The following is a 23887-nucleotide window of genomic DNA, read 5'->3' on the forward strand; positions in this document are numbered from 1 at the left end:
ATCATTATTTACGTTTTGGTGGGTTATGAATGGCTTCGCCAAGGACGTCCATAACGGCTTCGTAGAGAACTTCTGAAAAGGTTGGGTGTCCGTGGATGGATTGGGCAACCTCGTCGATGGTGAGCTCCATTTCCATGATGGTGGCTGCTTCGTTGATGATTTCAGCGGCAGCTGGTCCGATGATGTGGACACCTAGGATTTCGTGGTATTTTGGCTCGGAGATGACTTTGACAAAGCCTTCTGCTTCGTTTGAAGCGATGGCACGACCGTTTCCGGCAAAGCTATTTTTGCCGACCAAAATCTCGCCGTACTGCTCACGGGCTTGGTCTTCGGTCAAGCCGACCATTGCCACTTCTGGGTGGGTGTAAACAGCTGCTGGTGTGAAGTCGAGGTGGGCTTTTCTTGTATTGCCACGCAGCGCATTTTCAGCCGCAATCTCACCCATACGATAAGCAGCGTGGGCAAGCATTTTGGTACCGTTGACATCACCTGGGGCGTAGATACCCTTGATAGATGTTTCTTGGTAAGCGTCGACCTTGATACGTCCACGCTCAAGCTCAAGGTCAAGATTTTCAAGCCCCTTGAGCTGTGGCACACGACCGATAGAAAGCAGTGCCTTGTCAGCGACAATTTCAGTACCGTCCGCTAATTTCAGTGTCAGCTGGTTGCCGTGCTCGACAATTTCGCTTAGAGAAGTAGAGGTCAAGAACTTCATGCCGTGCTTTTTAGCGAGGATACGTTGAAGCTCAAGCGACACTTCCTTGTCCATAGCGGGAATGATACGGTCTGCCATCTCAATAACGGTCACTTCTGTGCCGTAAGCCGCATAAACCAACCCCAGCTCAACCCCGACAACGCCACCACCGATAACAGCCAGTGAACTTGGGATTTCTTTCAAGTCAAGGATATCGTCAGATGTGAGGACAAGCGGTGAGTCGATACCTGGGATGTTGATACGAGAGACTTTTGAGCCTGTGGCAAGGATGATATGGCGTCCTTTGATGACCTTATCACCGATAACTACGGTCTTGTCTGGGTTGACTTGCCCCAAACCGTTGAAAATCTCGACCTTATTGGCTTTCAAAAGCCCACGCACACCGCCGGTCAAGGTCTTAACCACACCGTCTTTGAAAGCTACAGTCTTGTCCATATCAATGCTGTAGTTGGTTGAGGCGAGGTTAATTCCACGACCCGCTGCAATTTTCAGACCATCGAGAATCTCTGCGTTTTTGAGGTAAGTCTTGGTTGGAATACAGCCTTTGTTGAGGCAGGTGCCACCAAACTCTGACTTTTCGACGATGGCAATCTTGCCACCCAACTGAGCGCCACGGATGGCTGCGTAGTAACCAGCAGGACCACCGCCGACGACCACGATATCGTACTCATCCGCACCGAGCGCTTCTTTTGGCTGGGCTGCCACTTCTGCGACGGCTTCTTTACTTGGTTGTGCTGGTGCTGTGACAGACTGACCGTCTGCTGCAGTGATAATCGCACTTGCGCTTGGCGCTTCTACACTCTCGCCCTCGGCACCGATGTAGGCGATAACCTCGGTGACAGGCACCGTCTCACCTGCTTGGTGCACAATTTTCAAAAGCACACCTGAGTCCTCTGCCTCAAGCTCCATATTTGTCTTGTCCGACATGATCTCAAGGAGAATGTCGCCCTCGTTGACCACATCACCTTCTTGTTTTTTCCACTCGAGGATCTCGCCTTCCTGCATATCCACCCCGAGTTTTGGCATAATCACTTCAACTGCCATGATGTCTCCTATTCTTTTTATGATAATCGTTTGAAATAGATGTTCACAAACTTATATTTATGTAAACTTTTTTTGTTTTCCCATTTTTCAAAAAACAACTGAGTTTGCTCGAAACACTTTGGAAAAAAGATAAAGTCGTCTTGGGACTTGCAGTCCCTGCGCCGCTTTCCTATTTTTTCTTCGTTTTTTACGCTCTTATATCAGTAGTTCCATTGGGTTTTCGAGTAGGTTTTTGAGGTCAACCATGAATTTGGCGCCGTTCATGCCGTCAACGATACGGTGGTCGATGGTCAGGCACATTGCCATGATTGGTCGGATAACGACTTCACCGTCAAGCGCTACAGGCGTTGGCACGGTCCCTGCTACCCCTAGGATAGCTGAGTTTGGCTGATTGATGATTGGGTTAAAGCTCTTGGTGCCAAACATACCAAGGTTGGTAATAGAGAAGGTTGAACCAGACATTTCAGCAGCTTTTAGCTTGCCGGTCTGTGCTTTTTTGATAACGTCTTTTGAGGCTGTGACAAACTCAGACAGGCTCATCTTGTCCGCACCATGCACAACTGGCACGACCAAACCATCATCAAGTCCAACAGCAATTCCCAGATTGACAAACTGGTGCAGCTCGATTTCTTGAGCGTCATTGATGAGAGAGGCGTTTAGATAGCGGTGCTCTGGCTTCATCAGCGTCTTAACCACCGCAAGCCCAATCAAATCGGTAAAGGTCACTTTGTTGCCGGTCTTATTCATGATAGGCTCAATGACTTGCTTACGCAGGGCAATAAGATTGGTCATGTCAATGTCATAGTTGAGCGTAAAGGTCGGTGCCGTCAGGTAAGAATGGGTCATGCCTTTTGCAATCGCCTTACGCATAGCACTCATCTTGATGATTTCAACGCCCTCAGGCAAGGCTGGTTTTTCCTCAATCGCTGGTGCTGGCGCTGCTTGTTCAGCCACAGCTGGCTTAATGGCAGCTAGAACATCTGCTTTCATAATCTTGCCATTAGTCCCTGTACCTGTGATGGTTGCTAGGTCCAGTCCGTGGTCAAGCGCAATCTTAGCTGCCAGTGGACTGACCTTAGGCTGTGCACCCTTGAAGTTATCAACGTCGTCTTTGTGAATGCGTCCCTTGGCACCACTGCCTGGGATAACCTCAAGGTCAAGTCCGAGCTTGCGAGCGGTGGCACGTGCGGCTGGCGTGGCACGAACCTTTTCACCTGCTGAACGCTTGATAGCCACTTCTTGAACTGGCTCATTAGCAGGCGCTGATTTTACCTGTTCTTGTGGTGTAGGCTGAGCTGGCGCTTGGGTTGTAGTCTTTTCTGCGACCACTTCGCCCTCAGCCCCTAGATAGCCGATGACTTCTGTGACAGGCACGACATCGCCATTGCCATGGACAATCTTAATCAAAACACCAGAATCCTCAGCTTCTAGCTCCATATTGGTCTTGTCCGACATGATTTCAAGGAGGATATCGCCTTCACTCACCACATCGCCCTCTTGTTTTTTCCACTCGATGATTTCGCCTTCTTGCATGTCCACACCGAGCTTTGGCATTATAATTTCGACAGCCATATTCTACTTTGTGCTCCTTTCTGTCAGACTCATTTTCCCTTTGCCATCATTTTGTAAATGGCGTCTTTAATCTTAGGCACATCAGGCAGGATAGCTTCTTCTAACACACGTGAGTAAGGCACTGGCACATCCTCGCTAGCTAGGCGCACGATAGGATAGTCGAGATAATCAAAGGCTTCACTTTCAGCTATTTGCGCAGCGATTTCGCCGATAAAGCCACCTGTCTTGTAAGCGTCGTTGACAAGGAGAAGCTTGCCTGTTTTCTTGACCGAGTTAATAATAAGCTCTTTGTCAAGCGGGATAAGCGTACGTGGGTCAACGACCTCGACATTGATACCGTCCGCTGCCAGCTCGTCTGCTGCTTGAAGCACACGCTCCAGCATGCGACCATAAGAGACAACGGTCACATCAGTCCCCTCACGCTTGATGTCGCCCTTGCCAAGCGGCAGGTAAAAGTCGGGGTCGAGATTGACCTCTTCTTTCTTACCATAAAGCGCCTTTGGTTCTAGGAAAATAACAGGGTTGTTGTCCAGAATAGAGGATTTTAGAAGGGCTTTAGCGTCATTGACTGTCCCTGGTGCGACCACTTTTAGCCCTGGGATGTGAGTCAGCCACGCTTCTAGCGACTGAGAATGCTGAGCAGCGGAGCCAATTCCCCCACCAGACGCCATACGGAAAGTAACTGGCGTCTTTAAGCCGCCACCAAACATGTAGTTGGTCTTAGCCCCTTGATTGACAATAGCGTCCATGGCAATAGTCACAAAGTCCATAAAGGTCAGATCCACAATCGGGCGCAATCCTGTCTGTGCAGCACCGATGGCAGCCCCTGCAATCGCTGCCTCTGAAATCGGTGTATCACGCACACGCTTGTCGCCAAACTCAGCCAGCATACCAACGGAAGTCCCAAAGTCACCACCGTAGATACCGACATCCTCACCCATCAAAAATACCTTGTCGTCTTTTCGCATTTCCTCGCTCATAGCAAGGTTAATCGCTTCACGCAAAGCCATTACTTTTGTTTCTGTCATGATTTCCTCCACATCTTTTAATTTCTAGCTGGTAATGATTAGTCCACATAGACATCCTCAAAAGCAACGGACAAGTCTGGGTAGGGACTGTCTTGGGCAAAGGTAACGCCCTGCTCGACTTCTTCCTTGACTTGGCTGACAATAGCGTCCAGCTCTTCTTCTGTTGCGATAGCGTTGTCAAGCAGATACTTGCGGTATTTTTTGAGCGGGTCTTTAGCTTTCCATTCTTCGACCTCTTCTTTTGAGCGATAAGCGCCAGCGTCCGCTGTTGAATGCCCAAACCAACGGTAAGACTCCACTTCGATAATAGCTGGACCATTGCCCGCACGCACAGAATCCACCACTTCTTTCATCTTGTCGTAGACAGCGATGACGTCATTGCCATCCTCGACATAATGCCCAGGAATGCCGTAAGCATCCGCACGCAGATAGAGGTGAGGGATTTTCGTCGAGTAGCTGATGTCTGTCGAGATACCGTAGCGATTATTGATGATAAAGAAAATCACCGGCAAATTCCAAACGGCAGCTAGATTGACCGACTCATGGAAAGACCCTTCGTTGGTCGCAGAATCACCCGAAAAAGCCACCACGATATTGCCTGTATTTTCATACTGCTGTGTCAGCGCAGCTCCAACGGCTAGGGCGTAGCCACCCCCAACGATACCGTTGGTACCGTAGTTGCCTTTTTCGATGTTTGCAAGGTGCATAGAGCCACCACGCCCTTTGGACGTTCCTGTCGCCTTGCCAGCAAGCTCAGCAAACATGCCGCCGATGTCAATGCCCTTAGCGATGGTTTGCCCGTGTCCACGGTGGTTTGAAAAGATGATGTCCTCATCTGTCAGCGCATGAATAGCCCCAACTGAAGCTGCCTCCTCACCAACTGAAAAGTGCGTCATGCCCTGCACAAAGCCACGGCGCACCAATTTATTAAAGGTCATATCTATATCACGGATACGTTGCATTTTCAAAAACATATCCAAGTAATCTTCTTTTGATAAACTCATAGCGAGCCTCCTAACTGTTTTTCCTAAACTGATAACCTTTTATCAATCTCTTGATTGCTTTCATTTTATCGTTTTTTTTCACAAACTGCAAGCAATTGAACTCGCTTTCAACTAGCGCTACAATGAGCTTTTTAATGCTTGTCTCGTTCGTTTTTTCACAAAGTTTATGCTAGCAAAAAAACACCTCCTTGAGGTGTTTTCATCTAGTCTTCTAGCTGTTCGCTGAGCTCTTCCCACTCGAGCATAAGGGCTTCGCTTTTTTGCGTCAGCTCGTCAAGCTCTGCCTGCAAATCCATGAGCTCGGTCGTGTCGTTGGTGGTGTGCATGCGCTCGGTGACGCTTGCTTGCTTATCCTCAACGCCCTCTAGCTCGGCTTCGATTTGCTCAACTCGGCGTTTGAGCTTGCGTTGCTCTTTCTGGTTGGTCTTTTGCGCTTGGTAGTCCATAGCGCCAGCTGACGGTTTTGGCTCGTCTTTTGGAGTAGTTTTTTCCTCCTCTAAGCGCTGCAATTCCTCAAGTTCAGCTTTTTTGGTCACATAGTAGTCATAGTCGCCTAAGTAAAGGGTCGAGCCATCCTCTGAAATCTCCAGCACCTTGGTCGCCACACGGTTGATGAAGTAGCGGTCGTGACTGACAAAAAGTAGTGTCCCATCAAAGTCAATCAGAGCATTCTCCAGAACTTCCTTGCTGTCGATGTCTAGGTGGTTGGTCGGCTCATCCAGTATGAGAAAGTTATTGTCCTCCATGGAGAGCTTAGCCAGCAAAACACGAGCTCGCTCGCCACCAGACAGCATACTGATAGACTTTTTGACGTCATCACCGGAAAAGAGAAAGGCACCCAGACGGTTGCGAATCTCCACTTCTGGTGTCGTTGGAAAGGCATTCCACAGCTCATCGAGCACTGTGTTGGTTCTGGTGAGGTTGGTTTGGTTCTGGTCATAGTAGCCAGTCTCGACATTAGCACCGTAGCTCGCCTGCCCTTTGATAAAAGGAATCTGCCCCACAACCGACTTGATAAAGGTTGATTTGCCGACACCGTTTGGTCCAACGATAGCGATAGCGTCAAACTTTTTCACCGCAAGGTCAATCGGCTCAGCTAAAATCTCGCCGTCGTAGCCGATAGCCGCATCCTCGACAGTGAGGACGACGTTGCCCGAGACCTTACCAGCGTGAAAGGTCATGTGGGCTGACTTTTGAGCGCTTTGTGGCTTGTCGAGGCGCTCCATTTTTTCTAACTGCTTGCGTCTTGCCTGCGCTCGCTTGGTCGTTGAGGCTCGGACGATATTGCGGTTGACAAAGTCCTCTAATTTAGCAATTTCCTTGGCTTGCTTTTCGTAGTTTTTCGCCTCGGTGGCAAGCTTTTCTGCCTTCAAGTCCATAAACTGCGAGTAATTGCCCACATAGCGGTCTAGCGAATGCGGCGTCAAATCATAAGTCACGGTTGCGACCTTATCCAGAAAATAGCGGTCGTGACTGACGATGATAAGAGCGCCTTGATAGTTGGTCAGGTAATTTTCCAGCCAAGCGATAGTCTCAATGTCAAGGTGGTTGGTCGGCTCATCCAGCACCAAAAGCTCTGGCTTCTCAAGCAACATCTTAGCAAGAGCTAGGCGGGTGTTTTGCCCACCAGACAGCTCAGAAATAGGCATCTGCCACATGCTCTCGTCAAACTTAAAGCCGTTCAAAATCGCCTTGACATCCGACTCGTAGCTAAAGCCACCTTTTTTGCGAAAATCCTCAGACAGCTGGTCGTAAGCTGACATGAGCTGCTCTAGCTCCGCTCCAGAGAGCTCTGCCATTTGCATCTCCATGCTGCGCAAGCGCTTTTCCATCTGACGCAAATCGTCAAAAACCAAAAGCATCTCCTCAAAGATGGTATTGCTGGACTCAAAGCGACTATCCTGCGCCAAATAAGAGAGACTCAAATCTTTTTTGGTGTTAATCTCACCAGATGTTGGTGCCTCCTCACCAACTAAAATCTTGAGCAGAGTCGACTTGCCCGCACCGTTACGCCCGACAAGCGCAATCCGGTCACGCTCATCCACCTGAATCGAAATATTATCAAAAAGCACATCACCTGAAAATGAGCGCTCTAGCTTGTTTCCCTGTAGTATAATCATGGTCTTATTATAGCATATTTGCTAGCGTATAGGCTAGTGGGGGAAAATTGTTGCTATGATAGAAAATGCTCACAGCCTTCCTTATTTGATTTTTTGAGCTAAAAAAGGAAAACCTTCTTACAATGCTACATATTTATTTATGTACACCTAGTATTTTCCGCTTCTTTTACCACGATTTTTGCTAGATTACATTCCCCTCTAAAAGTGGTATAATGAAAGAACTGAAAAAAGATGACAAAGGAAGAGCTTATGCCAATTACAAAAGATTTTGATACTATCGCTGCTATCTCAACGCCGCTTGGTGAGGGGGCGATTGGTATCGTTCGTATCTCAGGAAGCGACGCTATTACCATCAGCAAGCGTATTTTTAAAGGAAAGGACTTGGCGAATGTCGCCAGCCACACGCTCAACTACGGGCATATCATCGATCCAGAGCGAGACGAAGTGCTCGATGAGGTCATGGTCGGCGTCATGCACGCCCCAAAGACTTTCACCCGTGAGACTGTCGTTGAGATTAACACCCACGGCGGTATCGCTGTGACCAATGAAATCCTGCAGCTCGTGCTACGCTCTGGCGCACGCATGGCAGAGCCTGGTGAGTTTACCAAGCGTGCCTTTCTCAACGGTCGCATGGATCTAACGCAAGCCGAGGCGGTAATGGACATCATCCGAGCAAAGACCGATAAAGCCATGAATATCGCCGTCAAACAGCTGGACGGCTCCCTCAAAGACTTGATTAACAACACCCGTCAGGAAATCCTCAACACTCTCGCTCAAGTCGAGGTCAATATCGACTACCCAGAGTATGACGACGTCGAGGAGATGACCACTGCTCTCATGCGTGAAAAGACCAAGGAATTTCAAACCCTCCTTGAAAACCTCCTCAAAACGGCTAGACGTGGCAAGATTCTGCGTGAGGGCTTGTCTACTGCTATCATCGGACGCCCAAATGTCGGCAAGTCAAGCCTGCTCAATAATCTCCTGCGTGAGGACAAAGCCATTGTCACAGATATTGAGGGGACGACACGAGATGTCATCGAGGAGTATGTCAATATCAAGGGCGTGCCGCTAAAACTCATCGATACTGCTGGTATCCGTGAGACTGATGATGTCGTTGAAAAGATTGGGGTTGAACGCTCCAGAAAAGCACTAAGCGAAGCTGACCTTATCCTCCTTGTGCTCAACAGCGCAGAAGCACTCACCCAGCAGGATAGAGATTTGCTAGCTTTGAGTGACATGACCAACCGTATCATTTTGCTCAATAAAACCGACCTTCCGGAAGCTATTGAGCGTGACCAACTGCCTGAGGACGTCATCCCTATCTCCGTCCTCAACAACCAAAATATCGACAAAATCGAAGAACGTATCAATCAACTCTTCTTTGACAATGCTGAGGCGGTCGAAAAAGACGCCACCTACCTCTCCAACGCCCGCCACATCTCACTGATTGAGAATGCGCTTGACAGTCTCAAGTCTGTCAATGAAGGTTTGGAGCTAGGTATGCCTGTTGACCTGCTCCAAGTCGATATGACCCGCTGTTGGGAGATTTTGGGCGAGATTACAGGAGACGCTGCACCAGACGAGCTCATCACCCAGCTCTTTAGCCAATTTTGCCTTGGTAAATAGCAAAAAGACACTGCCTAAGCAGTGTCTTTTTAGTCCTCTAAAATCTTGGTCACACGTTCCTTTAGCTCTGGCAGCACTTCTGTCGCAAACCAAGGGTTCTTTTTTTGCCAGATTTGATTTCTCGGTGAGGGGTGAACGATTGGGAAAAAGTCTGGGAGGAAATCTCGAAACTGGCGGACATTATCTGTCAGTTTGACCGAGCTTTTCTGGTGCAGATAGTAGTGCTGAGCGTAGCTTCCGATGAGCAAGGTCAGCTCAATGTCTGGCAGCAAACGTAAAATCTGCGGGTGCCATTTTTTAGCAAAGCCAACCCGAGGCGGTAAGTCGCCAGACTTGCCCTTTCCTGGATAGTAAAAGTCCATAGGAATGACAGCAATCTTGTCCGACTGGTAAAAGGTCTCCTCATCCACACCCAGCCAGTCCCGCAGACGGTCCCCTGACTTGTCCTTCCAGTAGAGCCCTGCTTCTTGGGTCTTGAGTCCTGGAGCTTGTCCAATGATATTGATTTTAGCTGTCGTGGGTGCGGCAAAGAGTGGCTCGATACCAGCTTTGGTGTAGGCTTGATTTGCCTCATCTGCCATAATGGCAGTCCTTATCTCCTCAATCGTCTCAAACACCATAAGTCGCTCCTTTACTTGATGAGCTCGTAGATAGCTTCGGCGTAGATAGCCGCTGCACGGTAGAGATCCTCAACGTCAGCAAATTCATTGGCTTGGTGCATGGTATTGACATAGTCTGGGAACATAGCACCGTAAGCGACACCACGCTCTAGGAGACGACCAAAGGTACCGCCACCGATGACTTGCTCATGTCCTTTGAGCCCTGTTTGTTTTTCGTAAACAGATAGCAAAGTCACAACCAACGGGTCATCCACTGGGACATAGTGTGGTGTGTGCTCGTGTTCAGACAGAGTGACTTTTGTCACACCTGCTAGCTTCTCAAGTTCTGCTTGGATAGTTTTTGCGTCTGTGCCTTGTGGGTAGCGGAAGTTGAGAGCAATGGTATTGTCATCAGAATTAGCGTCAAAGTTAAAGACACCAGCATTCATAGACAGCGCACCCATCTTAGCGTCTGTGTAGGCAACACCTAGTTTTTTACCGTCAAAGTCGTCGTGTAAAACGTCAGCTGTTAGGGCGATAAAGTCTTTGGCTGCGCCTTCAAAGGCATACTCCTTGAGGAAGTTAGCGAGATAAGTCGCTCCGTTAATCCCTTCTTCTGGAGTTGAACCGTGAGCTGATTTTCCATAGACAGTCACGCTGAACTGTCCGTTTTCCTCGCTCACTTCTGCTGTGACTGGATGTTGGCTGGTAAATGCCTCTAGGTCTTTTTGCAGAGCAGCTAGGCTGCTATTTGCTGTAAAGACAGCTGTAGCAGACTCTGGTACCATATTTTCACGCAAACCACCTGTAAAGCTGATAAGCGTAAAGTCACCAGCATTTTTGCCAGCAAAATGGAGATACTCTGTGATATTTCCTTTTTCCCCATTGATGATAGGAAACTCAGCGTCAGGAGAAAAACCAAAATCTGGCTTTTTCAAACCGCTATTGGCAAAGTAATACTCCATATCGCCCCAGCCAGACTCCTCGTCTGTCCCCACGATAAAGCGGACTTTTTTAGACACAGGAAGCCCTAGGTCTTTGATGATTTTCAAGCCATAGTAGCAAGCCATAGTTGGCCCCTTGTCGTCAGACGAACCACGAGCATAGAGACGACCATCCTTGATAACAGGCTCATAAGGGTCTGTATCCCAGCCGCTACCTGCTGGCACAACGTCCAAGTGCGCAAAGATACCGAGTTCTTCGTCCCCTTCACCAAAGGTAAAGTGCCCAGCGTAGTTGTCGATATTGGCTGTTTCATAGCCGTCACGCTCTGCCATTTTCAAGAAATGCTCCAAAGCTTTAACTGGTCCAGGTCCAAATGGATGTTCCTTGTCTGCCTTGCTATCGTCACGCTCTGAGTTGATACGCAAGAGGCTAAACAAGTCCTCCATCATATCACTTTTACGTTTTTCGACTTCTGCGTTAAAATCTACTGTCATTGTTCTTCCTCTCAAGTGTGTTTTTTCCTATGCTTTAGCGTTCTTCCAAAATCTCGTCCACTGGCAAGCGGTAAGTCGGCTCTGGCTTGTCGTCGCTATAGCCAACCGTTATCAAGAGCTCAGGACGAAAGCGCTCATCAATCGCCAAAATAGCGTTAGTCGCGCTCTTGTCAAAGCCCAAAATCATGTTGGAGCTAAGCCCTTGGTCCGTCAACGCAAGCACCAAGTTCATAGCGACAAGCCCAGCATTGAGCGCTAGATATTCACCTTTTGTCACCTCATCAAAGCCCTTAAAACGAGCTGGCATGGTCTCCATGAAATAGCTAAGCTGTCCATCAGACAAGTCCTTACGCCCAATGCGGGCGATTTTACGCGCGCGCTTTTCCAAGTCCGTGTCAGAAAACAAGGCAATCACATAAGCTGCTGACTGGACTTGCTCCTTGTTTGCAGCTGGCAGGCTATCTGCAAGCTCTTCTTTTTTACTATCAACCAGCACAAACTTCCACGGTTGGATATTGTGGGCAGATGGGGAAAGGCTTGCGATTTCAATGGCTGTACGCACATCCTTTTTATCGACAGGCTTCTCATTAAAGTGCTTAATGGCACGGCGTTTTTTACTTAAATCCAGAAACTTCATGGCAAAATCGTCCTCTCTAGTGATAACTACTGCTATTTTACCATTTTTTGAAATGGTTTTCAGCACTTTGTTACATTTTCACAAAGTCTTTTATGGACTCGTCTCCAAGCGAGCGATGTGAATGGTGAGGTAGACTTGCTCATCATAGCTCATGTCAAAGTCATAAGACGACAGCACGTAGGCCTTTATCTTTTGCGTACAAGAAAAGGCTTGTGGGTAGTTGAGCTTAACCTGCTCGTAGAGAAAACTGTCGTTTTTCCCTTGGACAAGACCGCTACTGACACGCTGGGCAAAGTACTGGATATGCGTGACAAAGCGGTTGTAGCTGATGGAGTCCTCGTCTGTGACCTGCCCATAGTAGAGACGGACAATGCCTAGAATATCCCGCACAATCTTAGTCACCCGATAGCTCTCTGAGCTGATGGACTTTTCCTTTTGGGCATTGATAAAATGCAGAGCGATAGAGGAAATCTCATCCTCTGGAAGTAACAACTGCAAACGCTCAAAAATCATCTGAACAGCCTTTCTGCCTAACTGGTACTCTTTGGGATAAAACTTTCTGATTTCCCAGTTCAGCGGATTTTGGACAGGGAGATTATTGCGATTGCGCTCTATGGCATAGTGAATGTGATCAGCTAGCCCGATATAAAAGCTAGTCTCAAAAGTCACATCAAGCTCCTCCTTGGCATAAGCAATCAACTCTAGCACTAGGTCAATCTCAGCTTCTGGCAAAGTATGATAAAGTTGTGAAAAGTCCTCTACCTTATCACTATCATAGAGCACAAAGGTCTTTTCAATCCGACTCTCGTCCAGCTCATCACCTGCACGCTTTTGAAAACCAAGCCCAGCACCCATGAGGATAATCTCATCACCAGATGAACTCTTAGCCTGCACAACATTGTTATTATACACTTTTTCGATCTTCATGGCACTAACTGTACTCCTTATCCTCATGACCAACCAGCCACTTGTTCCTCTTGCTATTATAGCATAGATAGGCAGATTATTCGATGGGTTAAAGGATTTTACGACATAAAAAGAGAACCCTAAAGGGTTCTCTTCTCAACTACACATGAGAGACATCTCTGCTAGTATAGAAGCTAGGCTAATGACAATTAGTCATCATCTTTCTTGCGACCTTTTCCAATTCCGAAAAGTCCAAGTGCAGAAAGGACGCTACCTATAGCGGTTGCTAGGATACCACTATCGCTACCTGTCTTAGGCAAGGCTTTATCAGATTGAGCGGATTCCGCCTTGGCTGTGGTAGTTTTTGCTGCTGGAGGTGTTTGCGTAGCTGGTTCTACTTTCGTGTAGATGTGAGTCACATTGCCATCTTTATCTACTGTTGTAGTGATGAACTTGTAACCTGGGATATCTTTATTTGGCTGGTTACCATCTTCACTTGGTGCAACTGGGTTGCCATCTCCATCTACATAAGACGTTGTTGTCTTAGTTTCTGGTGTTACTGGTGTGTAGACATGAATTGTCTTACCACCTTCAGTCTTAGTGGTTACATAAGTGTAGCCTGGGATATCTTTATTAGTTTGGGTACCGTCTTCATCTGGTGCGATTGGGTTACCGTTGTTGTCTACATAAGAAGTTGTTGTCTTAGCGTAGACGTGTTCTACATTACCTTTTTCGTCAACGTTAGTTGTGATGTAAGTGTAGCCATCGATATCCTTCTTAGGCTTGTTACCTTCTTCTTCTGGTGATACGGTGTTGCCGTCTTCATCTACGAAGGTTGTCTTAGTGACCTCAACTGGAGTGTAGACGTGGATAGTCTTACCACCTTCAGTCTTAGTGGTTACATAAGTGTAGCCTGGGATATCTTTATTAGTTTGGGTACCGTCTTCATCTGGTGCGATTGGGTTACCGTTGTTGTCTACATAAGAAGTTGTGGTCTTAGCGTAGACGTGTTCTACATTACCTTTTTCGTCAACGTTAGTTGTGATGTAAGTGTAGCCATCGATATCCTTCTTAGGCTTGTTACCTTCTTCTGGTGATACGGTGTTGCCGTCTTCATCTACGAAGGTTGTCTTAGTGACCTCAACTGGAGTGTAGACGTGGATAGTCTTACCACCTTCAGTCTTAGTGGTTACATAAGTGTAGCCATCGATATCCTTCTTAGGCTTGTTACCTTCTTCTTCTGGTGATACGGTGTTGCCGTCTTCATCTACGAAGGTTGTCTTAGTGACCTCAACTGGAGTGTAGACGTGGATAGTCTTACCACCTTCAGTCTTAGTGGTTACATAAGTGTAGCCTGGGATATCTTTATTAGTTTGGGTACCGTCTTCATCTGGTGCGATTGGGTTACCGTTGTTGTCTACATAAGAAGTTGTTGTCTTAGCGTAGACGTGTTCTACATTACCTTTTTCGTCAACGTTGGTTGTGATGTAAGTGTAGCCATCGATATCCTTCTTAGGCTGGTTACCTTCTTCTTCTGGTGATACGGTGTTGCCGTCTTCATCCACGAAGGTAGTCTTAGTGACCTCAACTGGAGTGTAGACGTGGATGGTCTTACCACCTTCAGTCTTAGTGGTTACGTAAGTGTAGCCTGGGATTTCTTTGTTCGTTTGGGTACCGTCTTCATCTGGTGCGATTGGGTTACCGTTGTTGTCTACATAAGAAGTTGTGGTCTTAGCGTAAACGTGTTCTACATTACCTTTTTCGTCAACGTTAGTTGTGATGTAAGTGTAGCCATCGATATCCTTCTTAGGCTGGTTACCTTCTTCTTCTGGTGATACGGTGTTGCCGTCTTCATCTACGAAGGTAGTTACGGTTGTTGCGGTCGTCACAACAGTCGCAGTGGCGGTGTCTGTAAGACCATCTGAATCGGTGATAGTCGCTGTTACCACATAAGTACCTGGGTTAGCTGAAATGTAACTGTTCAACTCTTCAACACTTGAAGCTGTTACGGCATTACCAGAAGCGTCTACAGCCGTGTAAGTGACCGTTGAAGTCTTAGCGTCTGTGGTTGAAGCGTCGTCTTCTTTATCGCTACCGCCATCAAAGAGACTTGTCACATCAACAGAAGCCCCCTTAGTGATGGTGGTTACTGGAACAGTGGTTTCAATAACCGGTGGCGTATTTGTGATGACATCACTTGATGTCGTGCTGTTGCCGGCTGCGTCTGTTGCAGTTGCGGTGATTGGGCTGGTTGTGTAGCCATCGCCTGTCGCTTGCAAGTCAGCGTCTGCTGGGACTTTAACCGTCAATGTCACCGTACCGTCACCATTAGCTACTGGTGTGTAAGTATTACCATCAGTACCAGTGTAAGAACCATCTGTGTTCTTGGTAAGAGTTACAGTTGTTGTACCCGTTGTTGTAGATGTCGTACCAGTGTTGGTTGATACTGGGAAGGTGACATCTACTTTTTCAGCGTCATCTGAAACAGTTACGGCAACTTCTGTAGCGGCTGTGCTAACATTTTCAATTGCCACACTTGGTGAGGTGGTATCTTTAGTCGTGATGAGAGCAGTCGCTGTTGCGCTCTTACCGTCAGAATCAGTGATGGTCGCTGTCACTGTGTAGTCACCTGGGTTTGCAGCGACCTGTTCAGGAGTGACAACATTGCCTTCAGAGTCGGTCATCACATATGTGACGGTTGAGGTCTTGCTGTCTGTGGTTGAGGCATCGTCTTCCTTATCGCTACCGCCATCAAAGAGCGCTGCAATTTGAGCTTCTGTCAATGGCGTGCTGCCTTTTTCAATAACTGTCGTTGGAGTTACAGTTGTGATAACAGGTGGCTCGTTAGAAATCACATCACTAGATGTCGTACTGTTGCCAGCTGCGTCTGTTGCAGTTGAGGTGATTGGGCTGGTTGTGTAGCCGTCTCCTGTCGCTTGCAAGTCAGCCTCTGCTGGGACTTTCACGGTCAATGTCACCGTACCGTCACCATTATCCACTGGTGTGTAGGTGTTACCATCCGTACCTGTGTAAGAGCCGTCTGCGTTCTTAGTAAGAGTTACGGTTGTTGTTCCAGTTGTTGTCGAGCTGGTATCGGTATTGGTTGAGATTGGGAAGTTGACGTCCACTTTGGTTGAATCACTAGATACCTTCACTGCAACTTCTGTAGCAGCAGTATTGACATCTTCTACTGTAACTACCGGTGCAGACTTATCTTCTGTGGTAAATACGGTTGAAGCTGTTGCAGTCTTACCATCAGAATCGGTAATGGTCGCAACTACAGTGTAAGTACCTGGGTTAGCTGAGATATAAGCATTGATAGCTGCTTCATCAGTCAATACTGTATCGCCCACAGTCAAGCTGTAAGTAACAGTTGAGGTCTTGTTGTCTGTAGCTGATGCGTCATCTTCAAGGTCTGATGAGGTGAACTTAGCAGCAACATCGACACTGTCACCTTGAGCAAGCGTTGTGCTCTCTACAGTAGCTGTGATGACTGGTGCTTCATTGGTGATGATGTCTGTGGATGTAGCAGTATTTCCTGCGGCGTCACGAGCAGTCACTGTGATTGGGCTAGTGGTGTAGCCATTTCCTGTCGCTTGCAAGTCCGCTGTGGCTGGTACTTTGACGGTCAATGACACCGTACCATCTCCGTTAGCTGTTGTGGTGTAAGTATTGCCATTACTACCTGTGTAAGAACCATCCGCATTCTTAGTAAGGGTCACCGCAACCGTTGAAGCGGTGCTTGAGCTGGTGTCTGTGTTGCTTGAGACTGGGAAGTTCACGGTCAACTCGGTTACATCATCAGAAACGGTCAATGTAACGTCAGTCGCATCTGTACGAACATCCGCAACATCTACAGTTGGTGCTGTTGTGTCTTTTGTGACAAGGACAGAAACAGCCGTGTCTGTCTTACCATCAGAATCAGTGATAGTAGCTGTGACAGTATAGTTGCCTGGGTTCGCAGCTGCTTGTTCAGGGGTGACCACACTACCACTAGCGTCTGTAATGACGTAAGTCACTGTTGAGGTCTTGCTGTCCGTTGCAGACGTATCATCTTCCTTATCGCTACCACCATCAAAGAGGGCTGCAAGAACCGCTTCGGTCAAGCTTGAGCCTTTTTCGATTTCCTTAACCGCTGTTACAGTCGTAATCACTGGCGCTTGGTTGGTGATGACATCTTTAGCAGAAGCTTTCGTGGTATTTGCGCCATCTGTGTAGCTAGCTTCTACAGTGATTGGGCTGGTTGTATAGCCGTCTCCTGTTGCTTGCAAGTCTGCTGTAGCTGGCACTTTGACGGTAAAGGTAGTAAGACCATCTGTACCTGTTGTCGCTGTGTAAGTGTTGCCATCTGCGTCTGTCCAAGTACCATCTGTGCCTTTAGTAAGCGTTACAGAAACGGTAGAAGATGTGGTTGAGCTGGTGTCTGTATTGGTTGAGACTGGGAAGGTCACTTCCAAGCTTGTTACCATACCGATTGATTCTGTTGGAACACCGACGGTAACAGTGGTTGCTGCAGTGTTCACATCTTCGATAGTTGGTGTTGTTGCAAGAACCGTTGGAGTGTAGGTCGCAGTCGCTGTGGCTGTTACAGCATTGCCATCTTCATCCGTACCTACAGAAGTTTCTAATTGAACCGTAACACCTGTCGCTACACCTGTAAAGGTTTCTACTGGGGTGAAGGTCACAACACCTGTTGATGGGTCAATAGTGTACGTTCCCTCACCAGCGATGCTAATAGAATCAGTTAATTTCCCGTCTGAATCCACTAACTTAGCTGGGTAAGTAGCGCTAGCAGCTACAGCATTGCCATTAGAGTCGGTAAAGGTTGGTGTGCCTGTTTGTGTCACATTTTGGAGACCTGTAGAGGTCACATCCTTACCAGAAATGGTTGGAGCAACAACGGTTGGGATGTAGACAGAGTCCATGGTGTAGGTTGTTTGGATTTGTTGGACATTTTCAAGACCGTTTGTAGCCGTATCTGCTGTCCAGCCTGTGCTAGCTCCATTCTTATCCCAAGCACGTACAACGATACCAGTAGCTGTGCCGACAAAGTCTGCTTCAGGCGTAAAGGTCACTTCACCTGTGGTGTTATTAAGAGTGTAGGTTCCTTGTCCAGCAACAGTAAGTGTGGTGTCATCTACTTCATTACCATCTACAACGAGCTTGTAGACCTTACTTGTGTCAATCGTATTGACTGTTGTAAAGTCGTAGTCAATTTGACCATAAGCAGTGAAGGTCACTTGGCTGGTTTGTGTTTCCCCTTTGTTACCACTTGTTGTTACTTTTGAACCACGTGGTGGGAAGGTTTGTTGGATAGTGCTATCTTCCACTTCACCGGTAAATGCCATACCTGTAGCTTCTGCAATATCTGCGGCGTTTGAAGAGATACGCACACGGAATCCCAGTTGAGTAGCACTGGTGTCCACGCTTTGTGAAATGTCAGACCAAGTCAAGGTCACAAGACCGGGTTCAGAATTGGTCGTTTCTACAATATCAGAACCTTCACCCTCGTCAAAGACACCGTTGTTGTTAAAGTCGATGAAACCGTGAACATAGGCAACACCAGACGTGTCACCAGCTGTTGCAAGGACACTAATCTGATAAGTGCCGTCTGTTGCCTTGTGGAGAGTCAACTCTGTTCCATTGTGGATTTCGCTCTCACCAACCAACTGCAGATTGCCTTCATCGGCAAAGGCAGCTTTGCCATCTTCTACTGGGTTGATATTGTCATCAAGTACCCAACCACTACCCACTTTCGTCTCGTCTTCAAGAGTTGTACTCGTGTAGTTATCAGCGTCAGGTTTTATTGTACCAAGGTAAGGCAACTCATTAGCGTTTGTAATGGCGTGGCTGGCTGAACCATAGCTATCTGGCGCATCCCCCGTATCCAAAACGATGAATCCAATAGAAGCACGCTGCATACCTGTAGACATGATGTAGAGACCGATGTTCTCTGCATTACGTGACATAACGATTGGTACAGAATAGGTGTTTTGTTTGTTAGAAACAGGACCAAAGACTTGGGTACCAAGACCATCTGTTACGATGAGAGACAGGTCTTCCTCTTCATTGCCATCTTGGGCAATGACAAACTGGTGCGCACGAACGGTAGAGTCGGTCAACTCACGGCTGACCCAATATTTCGCGTTCTCAGCAGTTACCCCTTGAACCTCTGGACCACCTTGAGATGTGGTTAGTGGGTCTGATTTTTCAGAAAGGTAATGACCATCTTTGTCCTTGAAGTAACGAAGCGAGTAGTCCACGCCCATCGTCGCTCCATATTCAGAGAGACCTAGACGGGTACCTAGTGGCGTGTAAGATCCTACAACATTTTCATTTGACAATTCATAAATAAGCTCCCAACCTTCACCATCTGTCGTGTAAGCTGTAAACTCATTGGTCCCTGCTTCTTCATTATCCATCATGATAATGTTGGCTGGTACTTGCTCACCTGCGGCATTGTAGGCTTTGATGTTAAGTTGGATACCGACAGCACCACCGTCACCACCAACTACAGAGCCCGTAGGACTACCGACACCAATTGCTGTCCAGTCTGTACGGTTACCGTCTCCATCAAGGTCACCAGTATCATAGCCGTAAGTACGTGCTGAAGAGTAAGAGTCTGGAGTACTCAAGATAACTGGTGCTTCTACTGAGTAGTTCTTATCGTCAGAGTCTTTCATCAATACAGCATAACGGTTGTAGTCATCTGGGTCATAACCTGTTCTTGCACGAACCTCTGGATCGTCTGGGTCAAGCCCAGCATCAATCAAACGTTGACGGAAAACATCACTGGCTTGGAATGGTTGTAGACCCGTAACCGTCACAACAACCGTATAACCTGGAACAAGTTCCTGAGTAAAGGTCATACCAACAGACAAAGTATTGACAGTACCTGGCTCAATGCTGTTACCATTTGCGTCTGTAATGGTAACAGATGCGTCATTCAAGTTCAGCCAAGCGATTTGTTGTTTCAAATCGTTAAGATTGTAGTCAGCATACTTGGTATAGTGGTCATTGTTAAGTGTTGGGTTTGTGGCTGTTACAGCAGCGATTTCCTCGACCGTTTCTGTAATGATTGCCTTATCTGTACGGTAGTCATTGTCCGTTGTTCCTGATGTTGTCGCACTGCTTGTTGTAGCTGTTGCGCTTGTAGCGGCTACTTCTAGCGCATTGCTATCATCTAAAGCCATGATTACGTTTGTAGCGTCTAGAGCCACCATGGTTTGTTCTGTAGCGTCTTGCTCTATGGTAGCCTGCACTGTTGTGACTTCCTCTGCTTTTAGCACATTAGAAACGCTTACATTTTCAAGTGTTGTCGTTTCTGTAGCGGTTTCAGTAGCAGTCTCTTCGGTAGCTACTTCCTCCGCTTCTAGCGCAGTTGTTTCAGAAGATTCCGACTTTTTAGCGGTTACACTATAGGTTTCAGTATCTTTATTGCCATCTGCATCGTAAGCTTCTACTGTCACAGTGTAAGTGGCATCCGTTGTACCATTAGATATAAAGGACACTGTTGTCCCTGTAATGACAAAAGTACCACCATCTACTGGATAAGTCGTTGCCCCACCATTAAGGGTTACTGTCTGAACAGCTGTGCCATCCGTAAAGGTCACAACACCTGAAGCAGATACTTCAGCGTCTAGCCTTTTATCCGCCGTTGTGTCAGTAGCCGTTTCTTCGTTTGAGGTCGAAGCTGTCGTATCGGCTACTTCAGCTGCTGGAGTTGATGAGCTAGCTGCTGTTTCAGTTGCTTCAGCGATAATTTCTTGACTACTACTTGCAGTCGTTGTGTCATTATCGTCAACGGTAAGAACTGGAGTTTCTGGATTAGATGTTGCTGTTGTTTCAGATGCTTTTGCAACTACTCCTGGACTAAAGAGCAAGCCTGTCTCAATCAAAACAGAGGCTACGCCATACTTAAATTTTCGAATTGAAAAGTGATCTTGCCTTTTCAAATTCGTGCGTTTTGGATCAAATGTTTTCATGTCAAACGCCATCCTTCCTTTTCTATTCCAACACACCGTACCTAACGCCATCTGTACTTTATCACATTTGGTTTTGGTATGTTTATATGTCATATTGTAACATAACACATTATTAAAACAAAACGAAATGGTCTTTTTTTTTAATATTTTTATTTTTATCTTTTCATTTATTAAGGATAAACCAGTGTATGATTAAAAAAAGCTGAGAAAAATCTCAGCTTTTTTGGATATTATGTCTGACCATGAGCACAGCCATTAACAGGGTACTGATGAAGGTTGTAAGGATGATGACTTCCACATTTCGACCAAGCACAGTAAGTACTAGACTGATGAGGTAGATGAGAAGCAACTGCCAGCGTAAAAGGCTTTCGATACGGTGGCTGGTTTTATTGTAGCAATTGTGTAGCAATGTCCCTAGCAGGACTAAGCCAATCCCAAGATACAAAACACTTGTTGCAAAGATAAGATTGACCCCGCTTTGCTCTAAAAAGCTCAGTGCTACCGTGATAAAGCTAAGCCCAAAGAAGATAAGGTAGTGAAAATAAATAGCACGATTGCCCGTCAGCTCCTTGCGGTTAGTGTCTATCAAATGGTCTATCTCTACGATATAAACCATAAACAAACTCGCCACAATCATGAAAATCAAAACTGACCAGATCGACAGCACCTCTTCCTTGAAAAAGGGCGCAATGCCGATAATCATCTCCCCAAAAGTGATAATCACAAGCAAGGACAGACGCTCGATGAGATGGGGAAAATTAAGCTGCGTGGATTTAGCATTGATGGCATGCCCTCTAGCACCCAAGACTCCCGGCAAAATCCAAGTCCCCACAACACCAACCGCAGCACATAAAAGTCCTAAGTGATAGGGCAAGAAGACCGAAACGGCTAGAACCAAGGTACGAACACCTAAAATGACAAAGAAATTCTTGATAAAGACTTTGTCAGCAGGATTGTCCGTTTGATAATAGCTCACCGCATACTGCAGTAAGAGCAAACCTGAAATGGCAGCCATAGGGAGCATGATCGTTGCAAAGTTTTCCTGCCAATCCAGCGACATAGCTGTCGCAGAAATCATCAGAAGAATCATCTGAGCCAGCATAAAGCAGATATTGACCAGCGAATTGCTCCCAAAACGGTTGGTGTAGACAGTTTGCACCATCCAGGAATTGACAAAAATAATCAAGCCCAAGGCAAAGCTAAAAAAGGCATAAGGTGCAACCACGCCGTGGTGCAGGTGATGAATGAGGCCAGTAATCTGACTGATAGCATAGACATAAACGAGGTCATAAAACAACTCTGTCAACTCAACTTTTTTATGCTTCACGCTAGACCTCCTTCAAAAGAAAGCCCGCCCTTGCTAATAAGAAACTCAGCAGATAGAGGAAAAAGGGATTTTTGGCTGACAAGTTCTAGCGACTCTGTGATGTAGTCTTTAAAATGCGCTGTCTCTCTGTGGAGGTCGTAAGCCTCTTGACTGCTATAAATTTCAAAAAAGTACCAAGTAGACAAGTCAGAAACGTCCCTTGCAGCCATCAAGGAGAGAACACCATCCTCTACGGCAACTGCCTTTTTCATCTCTCTCGCCACAATCGCTTCAAATGCTTTAGCATGGGCTGGGTTGAACTTTAGACGGGCTAGTCGCATATCTACAGCCACTTCCGATAAAAAGGCTTTCTCGCCATGCTTTTCCACTAAAATCTGCGGAGAAAGCTCCACGACTCGACGCTCTTTCAAGTTGTCTTTGGCAAAAGAGGCAAATGCTTTGAAATGCTGTGAGGCAGCGTGCGTTTGATAAGCAACTGCATCCTCATACACCTCAAAGACAATCTTTTTAGCTGGATTGTTCTTTTCATGCGCACACGCCATAAAAAGCGTTCCCTCTTCTTTCTCTAAAGACGAGGAAAAATTATTTCGCCCCAAACGTGAAAACTCTTGAATCTTGTCCTCAAAAGGCTCTAGAAAAAATAATCGCATCATTGGTGGTTGTGTTAACATCTCTTTCTCCTTACTAAGCGCTCGATATTAGTCTTGAAAATAGCTTCCTTGTCTTGGGATGACAAAGGCAGCTGTTCAATAGCTGCTATAATCTCCTTGGTCGCACCAGCTGGCGCAATCCCGAGCAGTGCATCTGTCCCAAACAGGACATGCTCAACACCAAAATAATCTACAGCAAGCTCTAACGCTTTGCTATTTCCCAAAAGTGCCGTGTCCACATAAAACTTTTTAAAGTCAGCCGCCAGCTCCTTTGGTAAAATATGCTCAATCCTGCCTGCAAAATAAGGTGCCATCGCTCCTGCATGGTGAACGATGATTTTTAAATCTGGAAACTCTTGAAAATAACCCGCTTGAACCAGCTGCAACATCGCCTGCGACTGCTCATATTCCCACGAAAATACGACATTATTATCCGGCTTACGCTCATCAAAAACAGGATGCAACCAAATAGGAATGCCTAGCTTAGCACAAGCGCTGATAATAGGACGAAATGCCTCACCTGCAACAGATTTACCCAAATGGCGTGTAAAGAGCTGAACACCAAGCATTTCCTTGTGCGCTAGCACAGTATCCTCTAGTATGTTCAAACTCTCATCAATATTGTTGAGCGCCAGCATGGCAACAGCACCGTAAAAGAGGTCGTCATTTACTTTGACAGTCTTTAGCAACTCTTCATTTGCCTTTCGCACAAGCAGCGCAGCCATTTTCCCTGCCATATAATCCTCTGGATTGGTGTTGATATAAGACACAATCTGCCGTACATCCGATTGAGCATGCTCCCTACGCAAAGCTAAATTATCTAAATCAGGATGCCTAGCAAAAGGATACTTAGCCAGCAAATCGTCATCCAACATCAACATCCGCTTCTTAAACTCCGGCAACCACACATGCGCAAACACATCTATCTTCATCTCTTTCCCTCCAAAACCATTCAAACACATGTTATGCCTATTATAGCATAAGTAGACGCTTTAGGGTATTGTGTGGAAGAAAGGTTATAAATAGCATACCTACACCAATAACTTATCTTATTAGATATAATCAAGATGACCATTACCAGCCTTGAATGACAAAATGTTCTAAATATTCGATTTTTTATTTACAAATGGATTTTAAAATGGTATCATAAATATATTATTCGAATATCACAACCCTAAACATAATATATTAATTGAAAACTAAATACTTTAACCGTATAGCAATTAATTTTATAT

14 protein-coding genes are annotated in these 23887 nt (G+C 46.5%); 1 reads left to right on the forward strand and 13 read right to left on the reverse strand.

Annotation, left to right across the window (positions count from 1 at the left end):
• Positions 1 to 4: 4 nt before the first annotated feature.
• From lpdA to G5B60_RS06135, 5 genes are all read right to left on the reverse strand, one after another.
• Positions 5 to 1759 (reverse strand): dihydrolipoyl dehydrogenase, encoded by a 1755-nt coding sequence (lpdA, locus tag G5B60_RS06115; RefSeq protein ID WP_164683219.1) that lies wholly within the window; start codon positions 1757 to 1759, stop codon positions 5 to 7.
• A 195-nt stretch (positions 1760 to 1954) separates the two neighbouring features.
• Positions 1955 to 3331, reverse strand: a complete 1377-nt coding sequence (locus G5B60_RS06120; protein WP_164683220.1) for a dihydrolipoamide acetyltransferase — start codon at positions 3329 to 3331, stop codon at positions 1955 to 1957.
• A 29-nt stretch (positions 3332 to 3360) separates the two neighbouring features.
• A complete protein-coding gene (locus G5B60_RS06125) occupies positions 3361 to 4359 on the reverse strand; it encodes an alpha-ketoacid dehydrogenase subunit beta (RefSeq protein WP_164683221.1) in 999 nt (332 codons plus the stop codon).
• 38 nt (positions 4360 to 4397) lie between these two features.
• The gene (locus G5B60_RS06130; protein WP_164683222.1) at positions 4398 to 5363 is read right to left on the reverse strand and encodes a thiamine pyrophosphate-dependent dehydrogenase E1 component subunit alpha; all 966 of its coding nucleotides are present in this window, start codon (positions 5361 to 5363) and stop codon (positions 4398 to 4400) included.
• Positions 5364 to 5566: 203 nt separating this feature from the next.
• Positions 5567 to 7483 carry an ABC-F family ATP-binding cassette domain-containing protein gene (locus G5B60_RS06135; protein WP_164683223.1) on the reverse strand — a complete coding sequence of 639 codons (1917 nt, stop codon included), beginning with the start codon at positions 7481 to 7483 and terminating at the stop codon, positions 5567 to 5569.
• A 249-nt stretch (positions 7484 to 7732) separates the two neighbouring features.
• Here G5B60_RS06135 and mnmE point away from each other — a divergent pair, with 249 nt between their 5' ends.
• Positions 7733 to 9109: a tRNA uridine-5-carboxymethylaminomethyl(34) synthesis GTPase MnmE gene (mnmE, locus tag G5B60_RS06140; RefSeq protein ID WP_164683224.1), complete on the forward strand. Its 1377-nt coding sequence runs from the start codon at positions 7733 to 7735 to the stop codon at positions 9107 to 9109.
• Positions 9110 to 9138: 29 nt separating this feature from the next.
• Here the strand turns inward: mnmE and G5B60_RS06145 are convergent, their stop codons facing one another.
• The 8 genes from G5B60_RS06145 to G5B60_RS06180 form a co-directional block, all read right to left on the reverse strand.
• Complete coding sequence (locus tag G5B60_RS06145) at positions 9139 to 9729, reverse strand: uracil-DNA glycosylase family protein (RefSeq protein WP_164683225.1); 591 nt, start codon at positions 9727 to 9729, stop codon at positions 9139 to 9141.
• An 11-nt stretch (positions 9730 to 9740) separates the two neighbouring features.
• A complete protein-coding gene (pepV, locus tag G5B60_RS06150; protein WP_164683226.1) occupies positions 9741 to 11147 on the reverse strand; it encodes a dipeptidase PepV in 1407 nt (468 codons plus the stop codon).
• Positions 11148 to 11181: 34 nt separating this feature from the next.
• The gene (locus tag G5B60_RS06155) at positions 11182 to 11784 is read right to left on the reverse strand and encodes a nitroreductase family protein (protein ID WP_164683227.1); all 603 of its coding nucleotides are present in this window, start codon (positions 11782 to 11784) and stop codon (positions 11182 to 11184) included.
• A 90-nt stretch (positions 11785 to 11874) separates the two neighbouring features.
• Entirely contained in the window at positions 11875 to 12711 is an 837-nt protein-coding gene (licT, locus tag G5B60_RS06160) for a BglG family transcription antiterminator LicT (RefSeq protein ID WP_164683228.1), read from the reverse strand.
• A 188-nt stretch (positions 12712 to 12899) separates the two neighbouring features.
• Positions 12900 to 20675: a GEVED domain-containing protein gene (locus tag G5B60_RS06165; protein ID WP_164683229.1), complete on the reverse strand. Its 7776-nt coding sequence runs from the start codon at positions 20673 to 20675 to the stop codon at positions 12900 to 12902.
• Between the two features lie 214 nt (positions 20676 to 20889).
• Entirely contained in the window at positions 20890 to 22002 is a 1113-nt protein-coding gene (locus G5B60_RS06170) for a low temperature requirement protein A (RefSeq protein WP_164683230.1), read from the reverse strand.
• Positions 21999 to 22673, reverse strand: a complete 675-nt coding sequence (locus G5B60_RS06175) for a putative quinol monooxygenase (protein ID WP_164683231.1) — start codon at positions 22671 to 22673, stop codon at positions 21999 to 22001. The genes G5B60_RS06170 and G5B60_RS06175 overlap by 4 nt, the downstream gene beginning before the upstream one ends.
• Positions 22667 to 23584 carry an amidohydrolase family protein gene (locus G5B60_RS06180; protein WP_164683232.1) on the reverse strand — a complete coding sequence of 306 codons (918 nt, stop codon included), beginning with the start codon at positions 23582 to 23584 and terminating at the stop codon, positions 22667 to 22669. Before G5B60_RS06180 ends, G5B60_RS06175 begins: the two co-directional genes overlap by 7 nt.
• Between the last annotated feature and the right edge of the window lie 303 nt (positions 23585 to 23887).

It is taken from the genome of Streptococcus hyointestinalis, from assembly GCF_011039275.1.
Taxonomy (GTDB): Bacteria; Bacillota; Bacilli; order Lactobacillales; family Streptococcaceae; genus Streptococcus; species Streptococcus hyointestinalis_A.

Excerpts from the sequence above, each read along its gene's own strand:
- G5B60_RS06130 (WP_164683222.1), bottom strand. The coding sequence starts at position 5,363 with ATGAGTTTATCAAAAGAAGATTACTTGGATATGTTTTTGAAAATGCAA.
- lpdA (WP_164683219.1), bottom strand. The coding sequence starts at position 1,759 with ATGGCAGTTGAAGTGATTATGCCAAAACTCGGGGTGGATATGCAGGAA.
- G5B60_RS06165 (WP_164683229.1), bottom strand. The coding sequence starts at position 20,675 with ATGAAAACATTTGATCCAAAACGCACGAATTTGAAAAGGCAAGATCAC.
- G5B60_RS06135 (WP_164683223.1), bottom strand. The coding sequence starts at position 7,483 with ATGATTATACTACAGGGAAACAAGCTAGAGCGCTCATTTTCAGGTGAT.
- G5B60_RS06125 (WP_164683221.1), bottom strand. The coding sequence starts at position 4,359 with ATGACAGAAACAAAAGTAATGGCTTTGCGTGAAGCGATTAACCTTGCT.
- G5B60_RS06145 (WP_164683225.1), bottom strand. The coding sequence starts at position 9,729 with ATGGTGTTTGAGACGATTGAGGAGATAAGGACTGCCATTATGGCAGAT.
- G5B60_RS06180 (WP_164683232.1), bottom strand. The coding sequence starts at position 23,584 with ATGAAGATAGATGTGTTTGCGCATGTGTGGTTGCCGGAGTTTAAGAAG.
- G5B60_RS06175 (WP_164683231.1), bottom strand. The coding sequence starts at position 22,673 with ATGTTAACACAACCACCAATGATGCGATTATTTTTTCTAGAGCCTTTT.
- pepV (WP_164683226.1), bottom strand. The coding sequence starts at position 11,147 with ATGACAGTAGATTTTAACGCAGAAGTCGAAAAACGTAAAAGTGATATG.
- G5B60_RS06120 (WP_164683220.1), bottom strand. The coding sequence starts at position 3,331 with ATGGCTGTCGAAATTATAATGCCAAAGCTCGGTGTGGACATGCAAGAA.
- mnmE (WP_164683224.1), top strand. The coding sequence starts at position 7,733 with ATGCCAATTACAAAAGATTTTGATACTATCGCTGCTATCTCAACGCCG.
- licT (WP_164683228.1), bottom strand. The coding sequence starts at position 12,711 with ATGAAGATCGAAAAAGTGTATAATAACAATGTTGTGCAGGCTAAGAGT.
- G5B60_RS06155 (WP_164683227.1), bottom strand. The coding sequence starts at position 11,784 with ATGAAGTTTCTGGATTTAAGTAAAAAACGCCGTGCCATTAAGCACTTT.